The organism is Paenibacillus sp. FSL R5-0713, assembly GCF_037973325.1.
Classification (GTDB): domain Bacteria; phylum Bacillota; class Bacilli; order Paenibacillales; family Paenibacillaceae; genus Paenibacillus.
Genome location: NZ_CP150229.1, coordinates 1,094,218 through 1,114,401, shown reverse-complemented (window position 1 = coordinate 1,114,401; position 20,184 = coordinate 1,094,218). Strand labels below are relative to the sequence as shown.

At 49.5% G+C, this 20,184-nt stretch carries 13 protein-coding genes; all 13 read right to left on the bottom strand.

Going from position 1 to position 20,184, the window contains the following annotated elements; all coding sequences use genetic code 11:
• Positions 1-90 precede the first annotated feature (90 nt).
• The 13 genes from MKZ12_RS04915 to MKZ12_RS04855 all read right to left on the bottom strand — a co-directional run bounded on the left by MKZ12_RS04915 (position 91) and on the right by MKZ12_RS04855 (position 19,798).
• Positions 91-3,579: a glycoside hydrolase family 2 TIM barrel-domain containing protein gene (locus MKZ12_RS04915; RefSeq protein ID WP_339259055.1), complete on the bottom strand. Its 3,489-nt coding sequence runs from the start codon at positions 3,577-3,579 to the stop codon at positions 91-93.
• Positions 3,580-3,842: 263 nt separating this feature from the next.
• Positions 3,843-5,690: an IucA/IucC family protein gene (locus tag MKZ12_RS04910; protein WP_339259054.1), complete on the bottom strand. Its 1,848-nt coding sequence runs from the start codon at positions 5,688-5,690 to the stop codon at positions 3,843-3,845.
• Entirely contained in the window at positions 5,650-7,005 is a 1,356-nt protein-coding gene (locus tag MKZ12_RS04905) for a type III PLP-dependent enzyme (protein ID WP_339259053.1), read from the bottom strand. Before MKZ12_RS04905 ends, MKZ12_RS04910 begins: the two co-directional genes overlap by 41 nt.
• Positions 7,002-7,778 carry an aldolase/citrate lyase family protein gene (locus MKZ12_RS04900; RefSeq protein WP_339259051.1) on the bottom strand — a complete coding sequence of 259 codons (777 nt, stop codon included), beginning with the start codon at positions 7,776-7,778 and terminating at the stop codon, positions 7,002-7,004. The genes MKZ12_RS04905 and MKZ12_RS04900 overlap by 4 nt, the downstream gene beginning before the upstream one ends.
• Positions 7,775-9,610, bottom strand: a complete 1,836-nt coding sequence (locus MKZ12_RS04895; protein WP_339259050.1) for an IucA/IucC family protein — start codon at positions 9,608-9,610, stop codon at positions 7,775-7,777. The genes MKZ12_RS04900 and MKZ12_RS04895 overlap by 4 nt, the downstream gene beginning before the upstream one ends.
• Positions 9,585-11,372 carry an IucA/IucC family protein gene (locus MKZ12_RS04890; RefSeq protein ID WP_339261314.1) on the bottom strand — a complete coding sequence of 596 codons (1,788 nt, stop codon included), beginning with the start codon at positions 11,370-11,372 and terminating at the stop codon, positions 9,585-9,587. The genes MKZ12_RS04895 and MKZ12_RS04890 overlap by 26 nt, the downstream gene beginning before the upstream one ends.
• Positions 11,350-12,783 carry an MFS transporter gene (locus tag MKZ12_RS04885; protein WP_339259049.1) on the bottom strand — a complete coding sequence of 478 codons (1,434 nt, stop codon included), beginning with the start codon at positions 12,781-12,783 and terminating at the stop codon, positions 11,350-11,352. Before MKZ12_RS04885 ends, MKZ12_RS04890 begins: the two co-directional genes overlap by 23 nt.
• A complete protein-coding gene (locus tag MKZ12_RS04880; protein ID WP_339239880.1) occupies positions 12,777-14,132 on the bottom strand; it encodes a diaminobutyrate--2-oxoglutarate transaminase in 1,356 nt (451 codons plus the stop codon). The genes MKZ12_RS04885 and MKZ12_RS04880 overlap by 7 nt, the downstream gene beginning before the upstream one ends.
• A 167-nt stretch (positions 14,133-14,299) precedes the next feature.
• A complete protein-coding gene (locus tag MKZ12_RS04875; RefSeq protein WP_339259048.1) occupies positions 14,300-15,322 on the bottom strand; it encodes a hypothetical protein in 1,023 nt (340 codons plus the stop codon).
• 489 nt (positions 15,323-15,811) lie between these two features.
• Positions 15,812-16,633, bottom strand: a complete 822-nt coding sequence (locus tag MKZ12_RS04870) for an ABC transporter ATP-binding protein (RefSeq protein WP_339239876.1) — start codon at positions 16,631-16,633, stop codon at positions 15,812-15,814.
• A gap of 13 nt (positions 16,634-16,646) precedes the next feature.
• Complete coding sequence (locus MKZ12_RS04865) at positions 16,647-17,690, bottom strand: iron ABC transporter permease (protein ID WP_339259046.1); 1,044 nt, start codon at positions 17,688-17,690, stop codon at positions 16,647-16,649.
• The gene (locus MKZ12_RS04860; RefSeq protein WP_339259045.1) at positions 17,687-18,700 is read right to left on the bottom strand and encodes an iron ABC transporter permease; all 1,014 of its coding nucleotides are present in this window, start codon (positions 18,698-18,700) and stop codon (positions 17,687-17,689) included. Before MKZ12_RS04860 ends, MKZ12_RS04865 begins: the two co-directional genes overlap by 4 nt.
• A 96-nt stretch (positions 18,701-18,796) precedes the next feature.
• Positions 18,797-19,798 (bottom strand): iron-siderophore ABC transporter substrate-binding protein, encoded by a 1,002-nt coding sequence (locus MKZ12_RS04855; RefSeq protein ID WP_339259044.1) that lies wholly within the window; start codon positions 19,796-19,798, stop codon positions 18,797-18,799.
• Positions 19,799-20,184: the final 386 nt, after the last annotated feature.

The window sequence follows — 20,184 nt, the reverse complement described above, 5'->3', positions numbered from 1 at the left end:
AGAAAAACCCCTTCACGCAAGCGATTCATATCCACGTTCCCATGGACTGATGCCTGCTTGAAGGGGTTTTAAATTTAATTTACATCTTGCTTACTTCTCGAACCGGAACCAGTCGAAGTCAAACTGACTTCCCGGCAAGAAGATAAAGATTACCTTTTGCACACCTGTCACCCGTTCAAGCTCAAATACACGTTCTTCATATCCTTCGGATTGTGTGAACTCAACCAATTGGTTACTCTGTCCGTCCGCACCTGCGAAGCGGATATGAATCGTATTCTTATCAATCGGTGAATGGCCATGAATGACGAGCTTCGACGTGCCTTCTGCCGTAAAGTCCATGTTTTCAAACTCCAGCGATACATTGTTCCCGATGCCTTCCACTCGATCACCTTCAATATTGAAGGTATCTCCATAAAGATGGTCACAGGATGCCGCCGCATTTTGTTCAAAGGCCCGACTCTGGCGCTCAAACGAGAACCCTTTAATATGAATCTTCTGCTTCAACACAAAGCAGATCGACGTAATCCCACTCAAGCGTTTGGACAGCTGATACGTCTCTTCCTGGTACACATTCCATTTGGACTCCTTGTCATACACGACATCTGCAATCATCGTACTGCCTTCTTCATCCGGCATGCCTTCCCAGATCTGAATGAAGTACTCCTCGCTTGACAAGGCAAAGATCGGAATGGTGATCGTATCGGAACCATAGGGTCCAAAGTCAATATTGCGGAAGCCCACATGGGTCTCCCCGTCCCGACTTGTTGCTACACCGCGTTCATTCCCATTACCAACCTCACCTTTGGTGTAATCATATAATCCGCCCGTGATGAAGCCGTATGGATCTTTGTAGGCAGTACCGAGACCTTCCGCCTTGAATTCCAGCTGGGAGATGAGTTTTGTTTTGTCCGTACCATTCGTACTGGTAGCGCGAAGTCGGAACGCCCCGTCACCAATCGCAGATACTTTCACCGTATGTTGATTCTTTCCATTGCCATCCGTTCCCGCAGGAAGGACTTCCACCTTGGCAATGTTGGATTCGATGCCGCCATCATTTACAGCAGCCCACTCAATGTCCCGATAGGACGTGTTCTCCGGATACAGCTTGACCGTTACGACCAACTCCGGGTTGGACGGATCAAGCAACTGTCCTGATTCGCTGATGATCTCGATTTTCCGCAAAGGAATCTCCTGAGCACTGCCCGTCAGCACCGGACGTTCTTCATTGACCATGAAGACGGAATGCACTTCTTTTATATCACCATCGACATCCGTCGCACCCACAACCTGCACTTCATACTCAGCTGCGGCACCTTCCAATCCTTCCGAAGATACTTCAATACGTACTGTCCCAGCCTCATCTGTTGCTCCGATAATGGCCATCAGTTTACCGCTAAACAACCTTCTGCTGAGTCCTTTGTATGGATCATAGTCCGTGCTGTCTCCATTATCCAGACCCAGTAATCGCCCGGCACCAGACACCTGAACCTGAACGCGGTTGTTCGCATTGTGCACCGGATTACCCGCTTCGTCTTCCACCGTAATTTCCACGAAAATGAGATCTGTGCCGCTCGCCTGTAATTGCTCCCGATCCGCCTGCAGACGAATCTTCTTCGCATCCGTAAAGGAGCGTTGTACATCGGTTGCAATCACAACACCATTCTCATCATAAGCGATCGCCTTCAGCTCACCCTCTTCATAAGGGACTTTCCACCAGCCAGATAGCTGTGTTCCATGCGCATGGTCAATATCGTAGGTGCCAATCGTCAACCCGTTAAGTTGCAGCTCAATCTTCGGCGCGTTGCTGCACACACGTACATCAATGATTTGACCCGGGTTGAAATCCCAATAAGGGAACAGGTGAACCATCGGATTTTTCTTATAATCCGTCCATGCCGCCTGGTAGATATAATAAGCATCTTTCGGGAACGTTGCCGTGTCCAGCTGCCCAAAATACGAATTCTTCGTATGATACGGTGTCGGTTCACCAATATAGTCGAATCCGGTCCACAGGAATTGGCCCAGTGAATACGGACGATCCCGCTCAGCCAAAATGCAATATTCTGCCGACTTCGCGCCCCAGCTTGTCGTACTGTTCCCGAGTGCCGAGCACTGCTCGTCATCATCAGCCAAGATCGGCTGTTCAAATGGGAAGTGATAGATGCCACGACTTTGCACCACTGATGAGGTCTCACTGCCATAGATAATCCAGTCCGGATGTTCTGCATGATGCTGATCATAGTATTTTTCCGCGTAGTTGTAACCTGCCAGCTTCACGATATCCGCACATTTCTGTGCATTTTCCCAAGGCATGTAGTTGGAACCGATGGTCACGCCCGCATTGCCTTTTGGATCAAATTCCAGCACATAATCCATCAGCATCCGAGTCACTTCCTGACCGCGCTCATCCGCATGGGTATCATAGATTTCGTTCCCGATACTCCACATGATCAGACTGACGTGATTACGGTCGCGTTTCACCCAGCTCTTCACGTCGGTATGTGCCCACTCTGGGAAAAACCTCGCATAGTCATATGGCGTTTTGGCCCGTTCCCACATGTCGAAGGCTTCGGACACAATCAGCATGCCCATCTCGTCTGCAAGTTCCATGAACTCTTTGGCTGGCATATTATGCGCAGTTCGGATGGCGTTAACGCCCATTTCTTTGAGCAAAACGAATCTTCTACGCAATGCCGTCAGGTTAAATGCCGCTCCCAATGCCCCGAGATCATGGTGTTCACACACACCGTTCATCTTCGTATGGACCCCATTCAGATAGAAACCTTCACTCGGATCCAGCTTAACGTCCTTGAATCCAATACGTTGGGATACCGCCTCAATGATCTTCTGGCTCTGATCTTCCGAGATCAGTTTCAGTTCTGTGACCAGCTCATACAGATGTGGTGCATCCGGGCTCCACAGGTTTGGATTCTCCACAATGATCTGTTGGCTATCTGTCAATACAACCGCATTCTCTCCCACCGAAGTCGTAACATTCGCTTGGCTGGATGCCACCACTTGACCTTCATACCGGATCGTATGCACCAGCTCTGCCTGCTGATTCTGCTCCAGGTTCAGTTCCGTATCCACTTCCACCTGCCAGCCATCCGGCTGCTGCTTGATAGATACATACGTTCCATCCGTCACAATATGGTTGCGGTCCCTTGTCTTTAGCCACACGTTGCGATAGATTCCAGCCCCGGAATACCATCTGCTGTTCGGGCTCTGATGCACGACTTTGACCACAATCTCATTGTCGCCTTCCACCAGTGCATTCGTGATCTCATGTTCAAAAGCAGAGTATCCATACTTCCACTCCCCAACCAGCTGCCCATTCACATACACGGACGAATCCATGTATACGCCATCAAAACAGAGCAATAGCTGCTGCTCATCCTTCGTGTAATGAAACGTTTTGCGATACCATCCAATGCTATCCTCGTACAGTTCGAGCGTATTATATATCAGCCAATCATGGGGAAGTTCCACAGGTTCATACACCAGACCTGCAGGTTCCGTAACATCCAGCTTACTTTTCGCAAATTGCCATCCATCATTAAAAAGCCTCTTCTGATTCATCGTAGATTCTCACTTTCTTGAAGTAAATTATGATTGCGGTTACAACAGTTGATATCGATTTTTACGAAAACCTTTTCGGTATTGCTAAATATGACTATAACACATAACCCGATTATACCATCAGTCTCTTTCCTGTAACTCCATTCCATAAGAATTTTTAGCCAGATTGTTGAACGTTTTAATCCCCTCCAAGCATTTCAACTCCCAATAACAACAAGCCAAAAAGGCAACCCGTCAAACGGGTCACCTTCTCTGTTCCATACCTATCCCTTATAAAAAGGGTTCCACCCTATGCCTTTGCCCGATGGCATCGCGCCAGGCACTCCGTCCGCTTCAAGCAGCGGACGGACAACTAACTTCACGGGCCACGCCTCGCTCTCGAATATCGCATAAGCAAGGGCGACCCGGTCACCCTCAGGAAGCTGCACCTGCGTCAGTGCTTCCTTCCAAGCCTGCTCCGTGATCTCCCATAACTTCGTTTCCGGGATGTGATACACTTCGCTCAGTGCCTCCATGATCGCAGCCAGATTCACCTGCGTCCCCAGCGACTGCACATAGAAGATCAACTTCTGGATCGTCTCGTTATACAGGCTGTTCGAGTATCCTGGGCGAATATGATAGGCAGGGTCTGCAATGCCATGCTTGTCCAGATAAGGCTGATGCAGACGTACGGAATCATGATCGCGGAACAAGAGCCCCTTTACCTGATTATCCCGTAACACCAGACAGCAGTTCTGACCATGAATCTCAGGTACAACGCCCACCTTGAATAGACGCATTACGATGTCATAGAAAGTCGTAGCTATACTCGTATAGAATTCCACCACGTCCGCGCTGCTCAGGTCATCTCCCAGAATCTCCGTTAATAGATGATGTCCATCCAGATTTACACCCAGTGCTGCCATGGGGATGACTTTGTAGGATTCACCCAACAATTCAGCGGGATACACACGAATCTGTGCAGCCAGATGGCGGGGATGATCGTCGAACAGTCCCATGGATTCCGGCATGAAGCCCCACCAGTTCTGCTCTTCGCACATATATACCTTGTCCTTCAACGTCTCGTCACAAGCAACGGCCTGTCTTAACATCTGTTCTCCAGCAAGACCATTCAGCAGCTTGACCACTGGCAGATAACGAGCAGCTCCCAGCGACAGCACACTAACGGGCAGCTTGAGCATCAGATTAGATTCGGTTAACGGAGCCACCGAGCGCAGAGAGGATGTGGCCTGTGCGTCGCCCGCTTCTATATCCAATACAACAATGCTGCCCTCTTCAATCTCTCCAGTGAAGCGAGGCAGAATGACATGCGGCAATTGCCACGGATGAACAGGCATCGGCAGATATTCGTCGAAAGTGATTCCTTTACGAGCAAACTCGGCTTCCACCACTTCACGCTGAACATCGTCTAAGACGTCCAAAATGGACAACCCATCTTCGCAACCTTGCTGCACGGCATCCAAACGTATAGCCACCCAGCGCAGCGGAATCGCCTTCCCGAATTCCGCTGCATACTGTGTTACATCTTCTGCGTTGAATCCCACCTTGGCTTTGGACGATGGGTGGAACGGACGATCCCGCAATGCAGCAACACGCTCACCTTTGATAAACCACTCATAAGCAGTCGCCGGAACGTTGGCGGACAGGTACTGGACTTGTTCCCAGCCCAGAGCATACTGCTCTACAGCAATATCCAGACTAGTCAGGAATTCCGCCACTCCGGGTTGCCTATATTCTTCATCTGACACAGCCCTCTGTAACACTGCACGTCCAACCTCAGCCGGAGAATCAAGCAGAACCCAGCTTCCATCTGTTTTCTCTTCGTAGATCGGTGAACCCTGAACCCATTGAATCGCCTGTCTTACTCCTGTTTCGATCAGACACAATACACCATGCGTATGCAATCTAATGTAAGAATCACTATTCTGTCTCTGCACCTCGCCGTCATATTCCTTATACAATCGTCTGAACGGTGCAGGTGCTGCGGCAAAATCAATGAATGGGTGATCCTCCAGTGGGAGTAATTGCTCGGCCAAAAATGAATTCATCAGATCCGCCATAATCCGGCGTTCAGCAGCTTGCAGACTGGAACGCTTCATCAGTGTTGACATGATTATTGTCCTCCGTTAGATAATGGAATGCCGGGTGCGGATGCCCCAGAAAATCATGATGCGAAATGGTCCAGCAATAAGCTCCAGACTTTTCAAACAAAACAATATCTCCCACCCGCAGCAGTGCTACCTCCGCATCGGAATGCATGCGATCCTTGGGTGTACACAGCTCACCTACGATATGGACTCGAGCATCCCTTACCTCTGGCCGGGCAAATGAATGCTTCCAACGCTCCGTCGCCATAATCTGAAACGGGTGGTTATGTCCCCATGAAGCAGGCAGACGATGATGATGCGTACCTCCCCTTAACACAGCAAAATGCTGATCATGAGAAGTTTTGATATCCGTAACTTCTGCTACGTAATACCCGTGGTCTGCCACCAAAAGTCGGCCCGATTCAAAATACAACTCGCCTCCACGTGAAGCAAGGCGCTGTCTGGCTTCACTTTGCTCCAGCAGGGAAGTGAATAAGGGCCAGTCAAATCCCGGACTTCCATCATACGTCACACCGAATCCTCCTCCTGCATTCACCACTTCCACAGGAAGACCATACTGGTGCTGCCACTGCTCTACCTTTTGCAAATACAGCTCAATCATCTCGGCGTGCAGCCTGGCGTCCATATTGTTGGACAAAGAGTGAAAATGGAACCCGCTCAACCGAATCACACCCGCGCCTTCCACACGAATGAGCTCGATCGCTTCTTCCACTGCCTCTTCGTCGATTCCAAAAGGACTTGGTCCGCCGCCCATGACGATCTTCGTCCGGGGTAACGTACTGCTTCGCAGATTAATTCGGAGCAGAATGCGAACCTCATGAGCTTGACCACGGTCATGCTCACTGTGGTGTTCATACGCGTCCTCCTGTGCCTGCTTCTGTCCTCGCATGTGCTTGCCTTCGTGCGCCTGCGCCTGATTCATTGCTCGCTCTTTCGCAATCGCAATGATGCGCCGCAGCTCCAGCAGACTCTCCACATGGATGTAACTCACGCCATGCTCAATGGCCAGTCGCAGCTCGCTCTCCTTTTTACCCGGACCTCCAAACAGAATCGGAACCTCTCGACTTACAGCTCTAACCTTGAGCAACTCTCCAATGGAAGCCACTTCAAAGCCCTTTACCAATGGAAGCAACGCCTCAATGATGCGTGGATCTGGATTCGCCTTAATCGCATAGAACAACTGTGTGTTTCCGGGCATGCTGCTCAGCATCTGACGTACCTGTTCCTGCATGCCAGCCAGATCATAGATATACGCACATACCGGGTCTTCCGTCCCTCGTTGAAGTTCATTGATCGCCTGCCATACACTTGGTTTCATATCTGCCCACCCGCATTCCTGTAGTCATTCCGTTTTTGGATATACGCCCGAAATGCCGTATTCCGATCATCACCCAGCACGTATATATGTACTCCCCGCTCAGCCCAGAGCGCCATGTCTTCCACACCTCTCGTGACCGTAGCATAAGGTACTTCGCACTGCTGCGCGGTAGCATGCAATTCATCCAGCGCACGTCTCACATCCGGGTGCTCGGTCTGCCATGGCACGCCGAGGGATTGCGACAGATCCGCCGCCCCTTCCAATACAAAACTCACCTGAGGATGAGACAGAATCTGTGCACTTTGCCGAACGCCCTCTGCACTTTCAACCATGGGGACAATCATCACTTGTTCGTTCGCATCCCCAATGTATCCCGTGAGCGGATATTTCCCAAATACACCAGGACGACCACTATTCAGACTCCGCATGCCAACCGGATGATAGTAAGTGTGACGAACCGCTTCTTCCACCTGCTCCAGCTGCTCGACATGCGGAATAACGATGCCCTGTGCGCCACAGTCCAGCACTTTAAGAATCTCCGCTCGCTCCACCTTCGAGATACGTACCAGCGGAGTTAGGCCGACCAGTTCCGCCGCCCGAATTAACTCTTCTACCGATTCCATCGATGTTGTGGCATGCTCCAGATCAATGATGACAAAGTCATATTCTGCATGTCCAATCATCTCAATGATGACTGGATGTGGTATGGATACAAAAAGGCCATACACCGGCTGTTTCCGTGCAATCTTTTCCTGCAGCGTATTAATTCTCATTCGACGATTCCCTTTAATTCGGGCATTCCCTGTGATTCCAGTGCATCCTTCGATACCTTGAGCGGATTGCTCGCCTTACGGAAATACAACTCCCCATCCCCATACAGACGGCGCTTGGTCATCTCTTCGATCAGTGCATCTTCGGCAAAAAGGTCAAAGGCAACGAACCGCTCTGCGTATTCCGGGTGCTGCTTCTGATAATCCAGAATTACACCTGCGCACAGCTGCCAGAATGACTGCTCTGACAATCCAAACTTCTCAAAGGCCAACGCAATATCCGTCATGCAGATAAAGAAGAATGCGTCATACGTATAGTCACGGACCTCCGACACATCTCCCGCATAGATGAAAGAGTACCGATTGAACTTGCGATGCGTTTCCGGCTCGGGGTTCAGCTTCGGTGCCTTTTCCGTGTGTAACAGTTGATCCGGTACGTAGCGAACACCATCATGCAGATCCTTGATTATAATTCGTTTCGGCAGATCGTCTTCCAGTACCAAAATGATATTCTGAGCATGAGATTCCAGCGCAATCCCGTGTGCATAGAGCAAATGTATAATCGGCAGTGTAACTGTGCGAACAAGGGCCTCGCTCCACTTTTCCACACCATGTCGTTCTACAGCATCCTGGATAAATGGAACACCATCCGGTTGCACCAACATCAGCGCATTCAGCGGCCACGCCGTCTCATCCTGCTTCAGGTGAACCGATACATTCTCCCGCCAGATGGCTCCGAGTGTACCGTAAGCCCGCCCATACTGCGTTGCAGGCAACTGCTCATAACGGAACGACAGTCCCATGATTTCTTTTAAAATACCAAACTGCGCCCGCTGCAACAGCTCATCTTCACGAACGAGATTATCCAGCCAGTCACTGATCAGCGGTGCGTTCTGGGTCGTATGCTGTGCCAGAATACGTGTGCTCGACGTGTTGGTAATGCTGAGAGCCAGCTTGATGTAAGGGGCTTCCGAGTTAACCCGGTTCGACAGCGAACGGATCGACTGCTGCGCGCGATAGGGCGAAGACGATGGACCGAGGTACACCATATCTCCATCCATCAACTGACGGGCATATACCGATTCCAACTGATGCTCCCACTGCCATGGATGAACAGGAATGAATACATATCGTTCATCCGCGTCAGAACCTGTCTTCCCGTCACCCTCCAGAACCTCTTGAAATTGCTTCATATCCTCCACAGTCAGATGCTGCCTTACCAATTCTTCAGAGCTATACCCTGCGGATACAGCGGTCTGAGCAAGTTCTTTTTTCACAGCCACCCAGACTAATGCAACTTCAGAGTTAAACTCAGGCCCATACGCCAGATTGTCTTTCAGAGAAAACCCCAACCGCGACTTATAACTCGGGTGATACAGATGACCGTCGGTCATGTGACTTTCGAGCGCATCATAATGCCGATCTTCTAGCGGAATGTTCAAAGGCAATATCGCCCGGCACTGGCTGTCTTTTGCCATCGTTTCGAGCAGCTCCTGAATAAAAGCCGTCACATTCGCACCCTTTAATGAATTCAGCACGATTTCCTCCAAAAACAGATCCAGATCGGTGCAGGCTACGCCTTCCCTTTGAATCGAACCCTTCTTCACCTTCACCCGGCCAAATGAAAACTTCCGCTCCGCTTCACACGTGTACGCTACAGATTCGCCAGAAGATGTGAGGCCGCTGGTTCGCCACTCGCTCCCACTGACTTGGCTGTCCAAAATGCCCTCGAACCACATCGCCTCCAATGTCTGTCGCATGATCCGTTCCTGTACACTCACGTAGACTGCTTCTGTCCTGCCGCTTGTTTCAGCCCTGTATCCCACGACTCCCACGCACTTCACTCCCTATTCGTTTCATTGGATTGTTCACCGGCACATAAACCGGAGTCTGGCTGATCCCTCTTAGACAACTCACCAAGTTTTGTTTGGCCAGAAATGCATCCGTCGTCAGCAGATGTTGCACATATGCATTGCCCGTTCGTTCCAGTTCACCCTCAAGTACCTCACGTACCTGTTTCCAATAATGCTCCTCCGGAACGTTCACATCTCGCGCCAGGGCATGAATCAGAGACCCCAGATGATTGACGATAAAATAGTACGATGTCCGCGCCCAGGCGTTCTCTCGCGGATAAAACAATAAATCGGACGCACCGCGATCCTGCTCACGGATAAGTTCCTCATCCACACTGACCCCTTCCAGATCGCGGACGATAAAGTCCACAGGCATGCCATCCTTTAATGTCACGAGCGTATTCTGCAAATGAGCTTCAAAATGAATGCCTTTCTCTCCCGCCGCCCGTACAATCGGCAGCAGAGAATATGCCAGATAACGATCCAGCCAACGCTCAGCATTGATACGCCCACCCCCCAGCATCGTCATCAACCTGGAACGCATCCCTGGAAGTGGTGTCTCAACCAAACTAGATAAGACATACGTATTCGCAGGGTCGAACTCAATGGGTCGATAAGCTATCGTAAACAGGCTCGTTAACTCTTCATCATCAAAAGCACAAGTCGCCACACCTGTCTCATACGCAATATGGGTATTCGGCTCAGCACCGAAACAGTCATGCTGCCTGACGTATCTGGAGGCATCCAGTGTTCTGCGCATCTGCTCAGCACTATTGGTGCGAATCATGTTGGTAATCTGCATGTTCAGTGACAGCTTGATATTGCAGTTCCATTCCGGAACATAGACCGTACGTACCGAAGAGGTTGGATAGACGGGAGGACCCGCAGTGCCAAGCAGAATTAATTTCTCATCTTGAAAATAGTGCTGTATCTCGGTCAACCGTGATAGGTAAGCGTATTGCCATGGATGGACGGGCAGCAGCCCATACATTTCACTCTTTTCTTTTAAAATCGGCTGCACATGGCTCCGCAGGAGTTCTTGCAAATCCATTACCGCCTCGTCATCCACCCATTCCTGCACGTAGACGTCCTGCCTCACCGCGATATAACAGAGTTGAAACGATGTGCGTAGCTCCGGACTGTACTTCCGAACATCCTGCTCGCTGAAGCCTTTGGAATTCTTCGGAAAAGGGTGAAACGGATGACCATATAACAGTGACTGTTCCGATGTCCGATAGTCGTGGATGTCGAGACTGGCCGCTTGTCCGATATACAACGTAAGGTTACCTACGCTGTTATCTACCTTTTGTGCAAAATCTCTGGCACACGCCACCTCGACACGATTCGTATTCTCACTCAATGGATGTACATTCTCCAGCTCAAGTGAACTCTTCATTTGGACCGTACTCTTCAACATTCCATGTTGGTCCGAACTCGCTCCCTGTTCCCCATCTCCAATTAGCTCAGATGTGATCCAGCGAACCAGGTCGCGATAATGCACCGCTTCTCCGCCAGATTCCATGCTGAGATATTCATGCTCTCCCATCGCAGAGTAATAGGATAGTTGTCCTGTCACCGTCACCCCACTGGCTGGAAAAGCAACCGCGTACGTCAGCTTATTCGGATTGATCCGAATATCATTTTCCTTCTCTAACGCAAGCTCACGGATGTAACAGTTCAGCAGAAGCTTGCACGAATGTTCATGAGCCTGCTGCTCTGCCTCAGACCGGAGCTTGTTTTCCATCTCGAACAATGATGCCAACCTTCTTTCGGGTTATAAGTAGTACCAGGGGAAGTGTAAGCAGTATGGCGCAGCCAAGGCCGAGGCAGATCTCTTTGAGCGCTCCCCATTTTGCCATCTCCATAGATGTTCCTGCCCCGGCTAGCCATTGCCAGCGCATATCGTAGTACAGGGTCATACCCATCACTGCAAACGAAGAAGCCAGCCGCTCAATCGTGGTCGATAACACCGACCCTTCGTGCATGTCTTCGTCTGGTAATGCTTGCAGACCAATCGCAGAGATACTCATGCCTGACAGGCCAACGCCAATTCCACGGCACGCCATGAGCATACCGATAATCCAGATCGATGCTCCCATGGGTAGAACGGCAAACGACAAGATCGATATCGACACCAGCAACGTGCCCCATGCGATAAAATGCATGGATCGACCGCGATCCAGCAGACTGCCTCCGATCCACATGAACAGACTTGTGCAGAACGACAAGGGTATGAACAATGCACCGGATAAGGCCGGAGACAGGTGGAAGACATCCTGGAATAATAATGGCAATGCAAAGATCACGCCAAACATGACACAATCCTGAATGGTCGAGATCAGCACGGTCAGTGGAAAGACGGCATTACGCCGCAGCAACTGGTAACGTATCAGTGGTTCCTTGCGACCGTTCTCGGTCTGGACAAAACGAATAAGTAACACCACACCGAGCGAAATCAGCAGCCAAGGTACCCATACCTCTGCGACAGGACTCGCATACAACTGTACGCCCAGACTAAGGGCACCTACCGAACAGATCAGCAGCATGATACTGGTTGGATGCCATCGTTTCCTACGGGCGGGAATATAAGTCTGAATGACTCGACCGCACCCGATGAACGAAAATACAGCCAGCGGCACATTCAGCCAGAACAGCATTTCAAGCCGTCCATACTGAATGATGAAGCCGCCCAGCGTTGGCCCAGCCGCAGGAGCCAGCATAAGCAGCAACCCCCACGCTCCTGTAATTCGTCCCCTTACCTCCGGTCTATATACATCAAACAGCAACACAAGCGATAACGGAATCATCAGCCCGGCGGCAACCCCATGCATGAAACGCACCAGCAGCAGTACCTCAATCGAGTGATAAAAAAGTGCACCTGCCACCGAGAACACGCCATAGATGGTGATACCCAGCATATACGTCTGCTTCCGGCCCAGTCGGTCTACGATCAGGGAAGCCAGCGGCATCGTTAACGTCATGGCCAGCATGTAGAGGGCGATGATCCATCCGCCTGCTGTCGTAGAGATCTGATAATATTGCACAAAATAAGGCAGCAGCAGATTAAATGCACTGTTGGTCAGTACCAGCGAAAAAGCACCGAGCAGAATCGCGAGTAATACGGCATGCCTCTTCATCAGGGACAGCTTCAGCATGCAGCCGTTGCTAAGGCAATTGCTTCAGCTACCGATTTCTCAAAGATCGCCAGGATCGCGCCCGATTCTTGCTCCGTAATATTCAGCGGCGGCAGAAAACGAACAACCGCTGAATGACGACCGCCCAGTTCCACAATTAATCCATTCTTGAAACATTCACGTTGAATAGACTCAGCAAGTGCACCATTAGGCAGATAATGTCCCAAACGATCCTTGCGGCCTGCCGGATTAACCACCTCAACGCCGATCATCAGTCCTCTGCCTCGGACGTCACCAATCTCGGCATAGCGCTCTTTCAATGCATTCAGTTGCTTCATGAACTGCTCACTGCGCAGATGTACATTGTGTAGAACATCCTGTTCCCGGATATAACGAAGTGTGGCCAGTCCCGCAGCCATGGCCAGCTGATTGCCACGGAATGTTCCTGTGTGTGCACCAGGCTGCCATTGGTCCAGCTCTTCCTTATAGATGACGACAGACATGGGCAGACTTCCGCCAACCGCTTTGGAGCAGATAATTACATCGGGTACAATTCCGGCATGTTCAAATGAAAACATACGGCCTGTGCGTCCGATGCCTGTCTGCACTTCGTCGATAATGAGTGGAATGCTTCGCTCTGCTGTGATTCGGCGCAGCTCCTTCAGCCATTCAATGTCTGCTGGAATCGCCCCGCCTTCGCCCTGCACCGTCTCCACAATGACTCCGCACGGTGCAGCAATACCACTCTCGCAATCATCGAGCAAGTTCTCGATATACTGTGCACTTAACCGGGCCGTCATGCCCTCACCAACACCAAAAGGGCAGCGGTATTCATAAGGAAACGGCAGGAAATGTACATCTGGCAGCAGGCTTTGCAGATGCTGTTTCTTGCTCAGGTTGCCACTCATCGACATGGTTGCTTGGGTCGAACCGTGATAACCTCCCTGAAAGGCAAGAATGGATTTGCCACCTGTTGCATGTTTGACCAGCTTAATAGCTGCTTCTACAGCATCCGCTCCAGTTGGACCACAGAACTGGATTTTGGACTTATTTTGCATCGCTGCTGGAAGAATGGAGAACAATTCTTGCATATATGAAAGCTTCAGCGGCGTTGCCAAATCCAGAGTATGTAGCGGAATCTGCTGATCCAGGACATCGCGGATAGCATTGATTACCGTGTCATGGTTATGCCCCAGCGCCAATGTTCCTGCACCAGCCAGGCAATCGTAGAATACGCGGCCATCCGTATCGGTAACCTTCACCCCATGGGCCTTGCTAATAACAAGCGGGAAATGTCTGGGGTACGATCTTGCATTGGATTCCTTCTCATTTTGCATCTTCAGATATTCCGTCTGCACTTCTACTGACATAGCCCTTTAACGCTCCTTATCATCGATTCAGGCTTAACTGCTGCCTGTAATTTCTTGTTCTGCATTTTGCATATCGCATGGTATGGATTCAAAATCAGGCAAGGTCCGAATTATAAATAAGGGTATCCGTCATCTGATATCCGTTATATATTGTCTTCTATACGTTGTTATAAGTTATATGAGTTATATTCAAGTTGTTCCTGACACAAGTATTCCAGGTATAACCGCACCACATCACGAGTTGTCCCCCCATGGGGAAAGACGTGGTGTGTGAGATCTGGCAAGGCGTTCACTTCCAGAATGCCCCCTTCTTCTCTGGAGATCGGCGTGCGGATATCACGACAACGAACATCGACCCCTGCTACATCAATCTGAAGAGTTTGGGCCGCCTGAACGATCATTCGCGCATTCTCGGGATGAATGATCTCGGTACAATCCTTGTAGAATTCACTGATTTTTCCGGCGGCTGAGTTACGGAGATCATATAGCTCGATTTCTTCACCAGCGGCAGGAACTTCATCCAGGCTTGTGCCTTGTGCATGTAATACCTCCAACAATCGTTCCGTTTCTGCATGCACCTGGGGAAAGGCTTCATACTCGCCAATGGACGTAATCTTCATTCGTTCCTGATTCAACTGTTCAATTAATGTGCGAACGGTTGAAGTTCCATCCCCCTCGACATAGACAGGTCGATACTCATTCACAGCCGCCACTTCACCGTTAATGATCAGCACTCTGTAATCGATTCCGGTCACATATTGCTGCAACATAATGCTGCTGCCGTGCACACTCGCAAGATGAATGGCTGCCTCCAGTTCCTCTTCAGTACGCACATCCAGCGTCACGCCCATGCTGCTGCTCGCATCCAACGGTTTCACCACAATGGAGCGGTATCTATTCAGAAAAGCTACTGCTTCACTCCCCATCTCCGGGATCACGATATAGGAAGGTACAGGCATGCCCTGTTCATGCAGCAGCATATTACATGCCTGCTTGTTCTTCGCGAGCAATCCGGCGATTAACGGCAGACGATGAGATCTGGTTTTGTTAATGATGATCTGCTTGTCCCCTACTGCCAGCTTCAGAAAATCCTCGCATCCCTCAAGAAGGGGCTCACAGGTGATCCCCATTTCCCTCGCTTTGCTTATAATGAGTCGGTTTTGCAGATTATGAATCCCTTTCGGAAACACTGAAAATCCTCCTCGATCGAATGAAGGTACTCGCTCCTATATAAGTTGAATTAAAGATTATTTACACCAACACTACAATGACAGGACAACCTTCCAATCGTTGTTATCCCCAGGTTTTTTCTGTCCTCTCCGTTGCATGTAAATGATTAATTCAACTTATATTGCTCCTACGTTCATCAATATTTATTGTAGTATGATATTGATAATGATTATCAATATCATATAAAATCTATTTTATGGCAATTCGTTCTTTGTTGTCAATAATAAACTTTTAAGGAAAATTAAGATTGATTTTAGGTTAGATTTATGCTGGTGTGGTTTGTTACATCGAAAAACAGGTACAACAAGCGGCAAGCTCTGGATTGTATGAAACCAAGAGCTTGCCTGTTCCTGTTATCTTCATTAAACGCAGAAGTGTTGACGAGGTGGGTTGAAAAAAAATAGCGATATCGCTTGAATCATCATTCGTCGAATCATTTATTGAAGTAATCAAGCCAACTGAGTGTAACGCTGCTCCCCATTCAGTTTCCTTCCCCTTCCATGCGGGATGCAGGTTGGTGTACCGAAGAGTGGATCAACCGCAATCTCACACTCCATCTGGAAGACCTTACGGACCATCTCCTGCGTAATGATGTCTTCCGGTTTACCTTCCGCGTAGATGGACTTGTTGTGAACAGCCACAATGTGATGCGCATACCGACATGCCAGATTCAGATCATGAAGTACCATGACAATCGTGCGTCCTTCCCGTTCATTCAACTCAAACAATAGATCCAGGATATCAATCTGATGAGTCATATCCAGATAGGTTGTAGGTTCATCCAGCAGCAGCGTTTCCGTACCCTGTGCGAGGGTCATTGCAATCCAGGCACGCTGACGTTGTCCACCGGACAGGGCATCTACAGGCCGATCCGCAAGTTCAGTCAGATGCGTGGACTCCAGTGCCAGCTTGACCATGCGCTCATCCTCTCGTGACCACTGCTTCAACCATGTCTGATGCGGATAACGTCCTTGCTTCACCAGTTGGTTCACCGTCAGGCCTTCCGGGGCAGTCGGACCCTGTGGCAGGATGGACATGCGTCTTGAAATCTCCTTGGTCGGCAGCTTCGCAATCTCTTCACCATCCAGCAGCACGGAACCTGAACTGGATTTCAGCAACCGGGCCATCGTACGCAGCAGCGTAGATTTACCACATCCGTTGCTGCCAATCAGAACGGTGATCTGTCCCTTGGGAATGGTCAGGTTCAAATTATCAATAATGGGATCTGCTCCATAGGAGATCGTAAGCTCCTTGGCTTCCAGAATACTCACAGTCCTCTCCTCCTCAAAACTGATTTCGATTCTTGAACAACAAATACAGGAAAAACGGTGCGCCTACGCCTGCGGTGAATACCCCTGCGGGAACGTCAAGCGGTAGAAAGGCCGTACGTGCTATGAGATCTGCGGCAAATACGAGCAGAGCACCAACCAGTCCAGACACGATCAGCATACTGCCAAACATCCGACCGACCAGTTTCCGGGCAATATGTGGTGCGATCAGACCTACAAAACCAATGGTTCCGGCCACAGCCACGGCGATTCCCGCAAGCAGTACACTGCATAACAGCAATGCAGAACGATGCCACTGTACCGTTACACCCAGCCCTGTGGCCAAGTCATCCCCGAACTCCTGTGCATTCAGGCTGCGGGCGAACCAGATCGCCAGCGGTACAACAATCACAATAACCGGCAATATGGTTCGAACATCGGTCCACGATGCTCCATACACGCTTCCTGTCAGCCAGATATAGGCTTGACCTGCCGTGTAGAACGGACTCAGGATCAGCATAAAGGTCGTTCCAGCTCCGGTAATGGCCGACACTCCAATTCCGATTAATACCAAGCGGATCGGACTGACTCCCTTTTTCCAGGCAAGCATGTAGATGATCAATGCCGTCAGAAGTGCACCGACAATGGCAAATAGCGGCAATAACTTGATGCTCACCGCTCCGCCCAGCAACGTGACAAACCCCACAGCCGCAACAGCCGCACCACCAGTGATACCGATGACATCCGGTGAGGCCAATGGATTACGGATAATACCTTGCAGGAGCGCGCCTGACATACCGAGCGCTGCACCCACAAGCAGGGACAATAACACTCGTGGCAATCTCAGGGTCAGCACGACGAAGTCATGTTCCCCTTCGTTCAGACCAAATATCGTTCGAAGTACATCCAGCGGAGAAATAAAGTCACTGCCCACACTGGTACCGACTACTCCTGCAACTACAAACAAGAGCATACACACACTGATGACAACCAGTGATTTTCGTTCCATTTGCATCGATAAGGTGTCTTTTTTATTGCGGAAAGTCAACATCTTCCTCATATCTTCGTCACCCCCTTGCGGGCAATGTATACGAAGAAAGGTCCGCCAATCAATGCAGTCATGACACCGAGTGGAACTTCCTGCGGCATGATTACCAGTCTGGCAACCACATCTGCGGACAGCAGCAGAATGGCTCCCCCTACAATAGAGTAAGGAACGAGCCAGCGGTAATCATTGCCCACCAGTGCACGCATGATATGCGGAACAACCAGACCGACCAGACCGATCGAACCGGCTACGGCAACCGAACCACCCGCTAGCAATACGGTAACAACGCCCATGAGCACCTTGACCAGAAGTACATTCTGTCCCATGCCTTTGGCGATATCGTCTCCCGTCAATAGCAGATTAATCGCTCTGCCCATGAACAGAGAGACAATGGCTGCGGCTGTCATGTACGGCAGAACGGGATATAACATATCCAATGTCCGCCCGCTAACTGAACCGGCAAGCCAGAAGAGCACATCCTGTAATCCGGTTCCATCCAACACGAGAATCGCCTGTGTGAACGAGGCAAACAATGCCGAGATTGCCGTCCCCGCCAGTACAATTTTGATCGGTGTCAGGCCATCCCGACCAAGGGAACCCAAGGCATACACAATCGCCGCGGCAACCGCAGCTCCGGCAAAACCAAACCACATCATGGTGGTCAGCGAGGATACGGACAATACTACGATGGCAATGACAATAAAAAAGATTGCCCCTGCATTGATCCCGAACACACTTGGTGAGGCAAGCGGATTACGTGTCAATGCCTGCATCAGTGCACCCGCCACAGCCAAACTTGCTCCAACGACAGCGGCAATAATGGTACGTGGCAACCGCTCTGTCAGGAGCACCACATGTTCCACCGAGCTATCGTCATAGAATTGCAGCGCATCCCATGCCATCTGAAATGTGATATGCGTGCGTCCCAGAATCATACTGGCTGTGCAAGCAAGTAGAAATAATATGAATAAACCAGCCAGCCCATAGATCTTGGCGCTTGCCTTTGTAAAAAGGGGAAACATATTCTCACTCTTTCATCTGTAAAATGAAAAGGACCTGCCTGCCCATACACTTCGTTAACGAATGTCCTGGTGCACGGCAGGTCCTGCTCCTGTTAGTTAGTTCAGGTTGAACTGCTTATATAGATCGTCCAGCATCATGTTCGCCGATGTGTATCCACCTGCCATGTTCCAGGCCACTTCATCAACCTGAACCAGTTGGTTGTTCTTGACTGCATCAAGATTCTTCCACAGCGGGCTGCTGGTCCAATCATCATAATTTTTCTGAATCGCATCGGTTTTGGTGCCTGAATTGAAGTTAAAGATCATGTCCGCATTCATGTCCGGAATATTCTCTTTGGAAGTCAATTCAACTCCCCATGTGTCTGCATCATGTCCTTCGGGTCTGGTGAATCCAAGCTCTTTCAGAATTTTACCTGCATAACCCATGTAGAAAATACGAACCTGATCGGCTCTAAAATTCGTGATGGTTGCTTCAATTGGCAGACGATCACCCATTTTCTCTTTGAAATCTGCTACACGGGCATCCCAATCTGACAACAGTTTATCCGATTGCTCAACCATATTCATCGCTTCCCCAGCCATCTTCACGGTTTCTTTCCAATCAAACAGGGTCTCCGTTACTACCGTTGGTGCGATCTGGGACAATTGATCATAGATCTCTTCATGTCTGATCTTCGTAGCAATAATCAAGTCAGGTTTCAATTTGTTGATCTCCTCCAGATTGGGCTGGGATTCCTGTCCTACTTGTGGAACTCCATCCAGATCGGCTCTCAGATATTCATAGACGGGCTGCTGAACCCATGATTCAACCACGCCTGTCGGTTTCACGCCCAGTGCAACGACTACATCATTAGCACCTTGGAACAGCGTCACGATCTTTTGCGGTGTTCCCTTTATTGTCGTTTCACCCATGGCATGCTTGATCACTCGGGTCTGATCTTCAGCCGCACTGGCAGTTGTATCACTTTCACTATTACTTGCAGCTTGACTGGACGTATTCGTCGTCTCGGCACTTCCCCCCGAAGCACAACCAGCAAGCAGTGAAATCATCAGAATAAATGCTGCATAAATGTATAGCTTTTTCTTTACTTTATACATGTAACTTGTCTCCCCTTTTTATCTAAATGATATTGAATCTCATTATCAATTGTATTGTAATGGAGATGAAATCATTATACAAGCATTTTATTTAGGAAAACTTCTCACTCGCTCGTAGCTCCTATTACTTCTGAAAACAACTATAAATAGATACATATTAATTGAGACCATATAATATATATCGATACAATACGCATCCCTACTCACCATATATGTAATTTTTACCCTTATGCGAATTAGCCCCATTTCTCATCGTAATTCTTCTTCATCTAATACAATGTAATTTTGATGGTAAATTAATTATTCATTTTTATGCATATGAAAAGGATTTTGCTGTAAAACCCTTCCTGTAATTTCTTGTCGTACTATGTTAGATTATCCATTGG

Coding starts and splice junctions, on each gene's coding strand:
- MKZ12_RS04915 (WP_339259055.1), bottom strand. CDS start 3,579: ATGAATCAGAAGAGGCTTTTTAATGATGGATGGCAATTTGCGAAAAGT.
- MKZ12_RS04910 (WP_339259054.1), bottom strand. CDS start 5,690: ATGTCAACACTGATGAAGCGTTCCAGTCTGCAAGCTGCTGAACGCCGG.
- MKZ12_RS04905 (WP_339259053.1), bottom strand. CDS start 7,005: ATGAAACCAAGTGTATGGCAGGCGATCAATGAACTTCAACGAGGGACG.
- MKZ12_RS04900 (WP_339259051.1), bottom strand. CDS start 7,778: ATGAGAATTAATACGCTGCAGGAAAAGATTGCACGGAAACAGCCGGTG.
- MKZ12_RS04890 (WP_339261314.1), bottom strand. CDS start 11,372: ATGGAAAACAAGCTCCGGTCTGAGGCAGAGCAGCAGGCTCATGAACAT.
- MKZ12_RS04885 (WP_339259049.1), bottom strand. CDS start 12,783: ATGCTGAAGCTGTCCCTGATGAAGAGGCATGCCGTATTACTCGCGATT.
- MKZ12_RS04880 (WP_339239880.1), bottom strand. CDS start 14,132: ATGTCAGTAGAAGTGCAGACGGAATATCTGAAGATGCAAAATGAGAAG.
- MKZ12_RS04865 (WP_339259046.1), bottom strand. CDS start 17,690: ATGAGGAAGATGTTGACTTTCCGCAATAAAAAAGACACCTTATCGATG.
- MKZ12_RS04860 (WP_339259045.1), bottom strand. CDS start 18,700: ATGTTTCCCCTTTTTACAAAGGCAAGCGCCAAGATCTATGGGCTGGCT.
- MKZ12_RS04855 (WP_339259044.1), bottom strand. CDS start 19,798: ATGTATAAAGTAAAGAAAAAGCTATACATTTATGCAGCATTTATTCTG.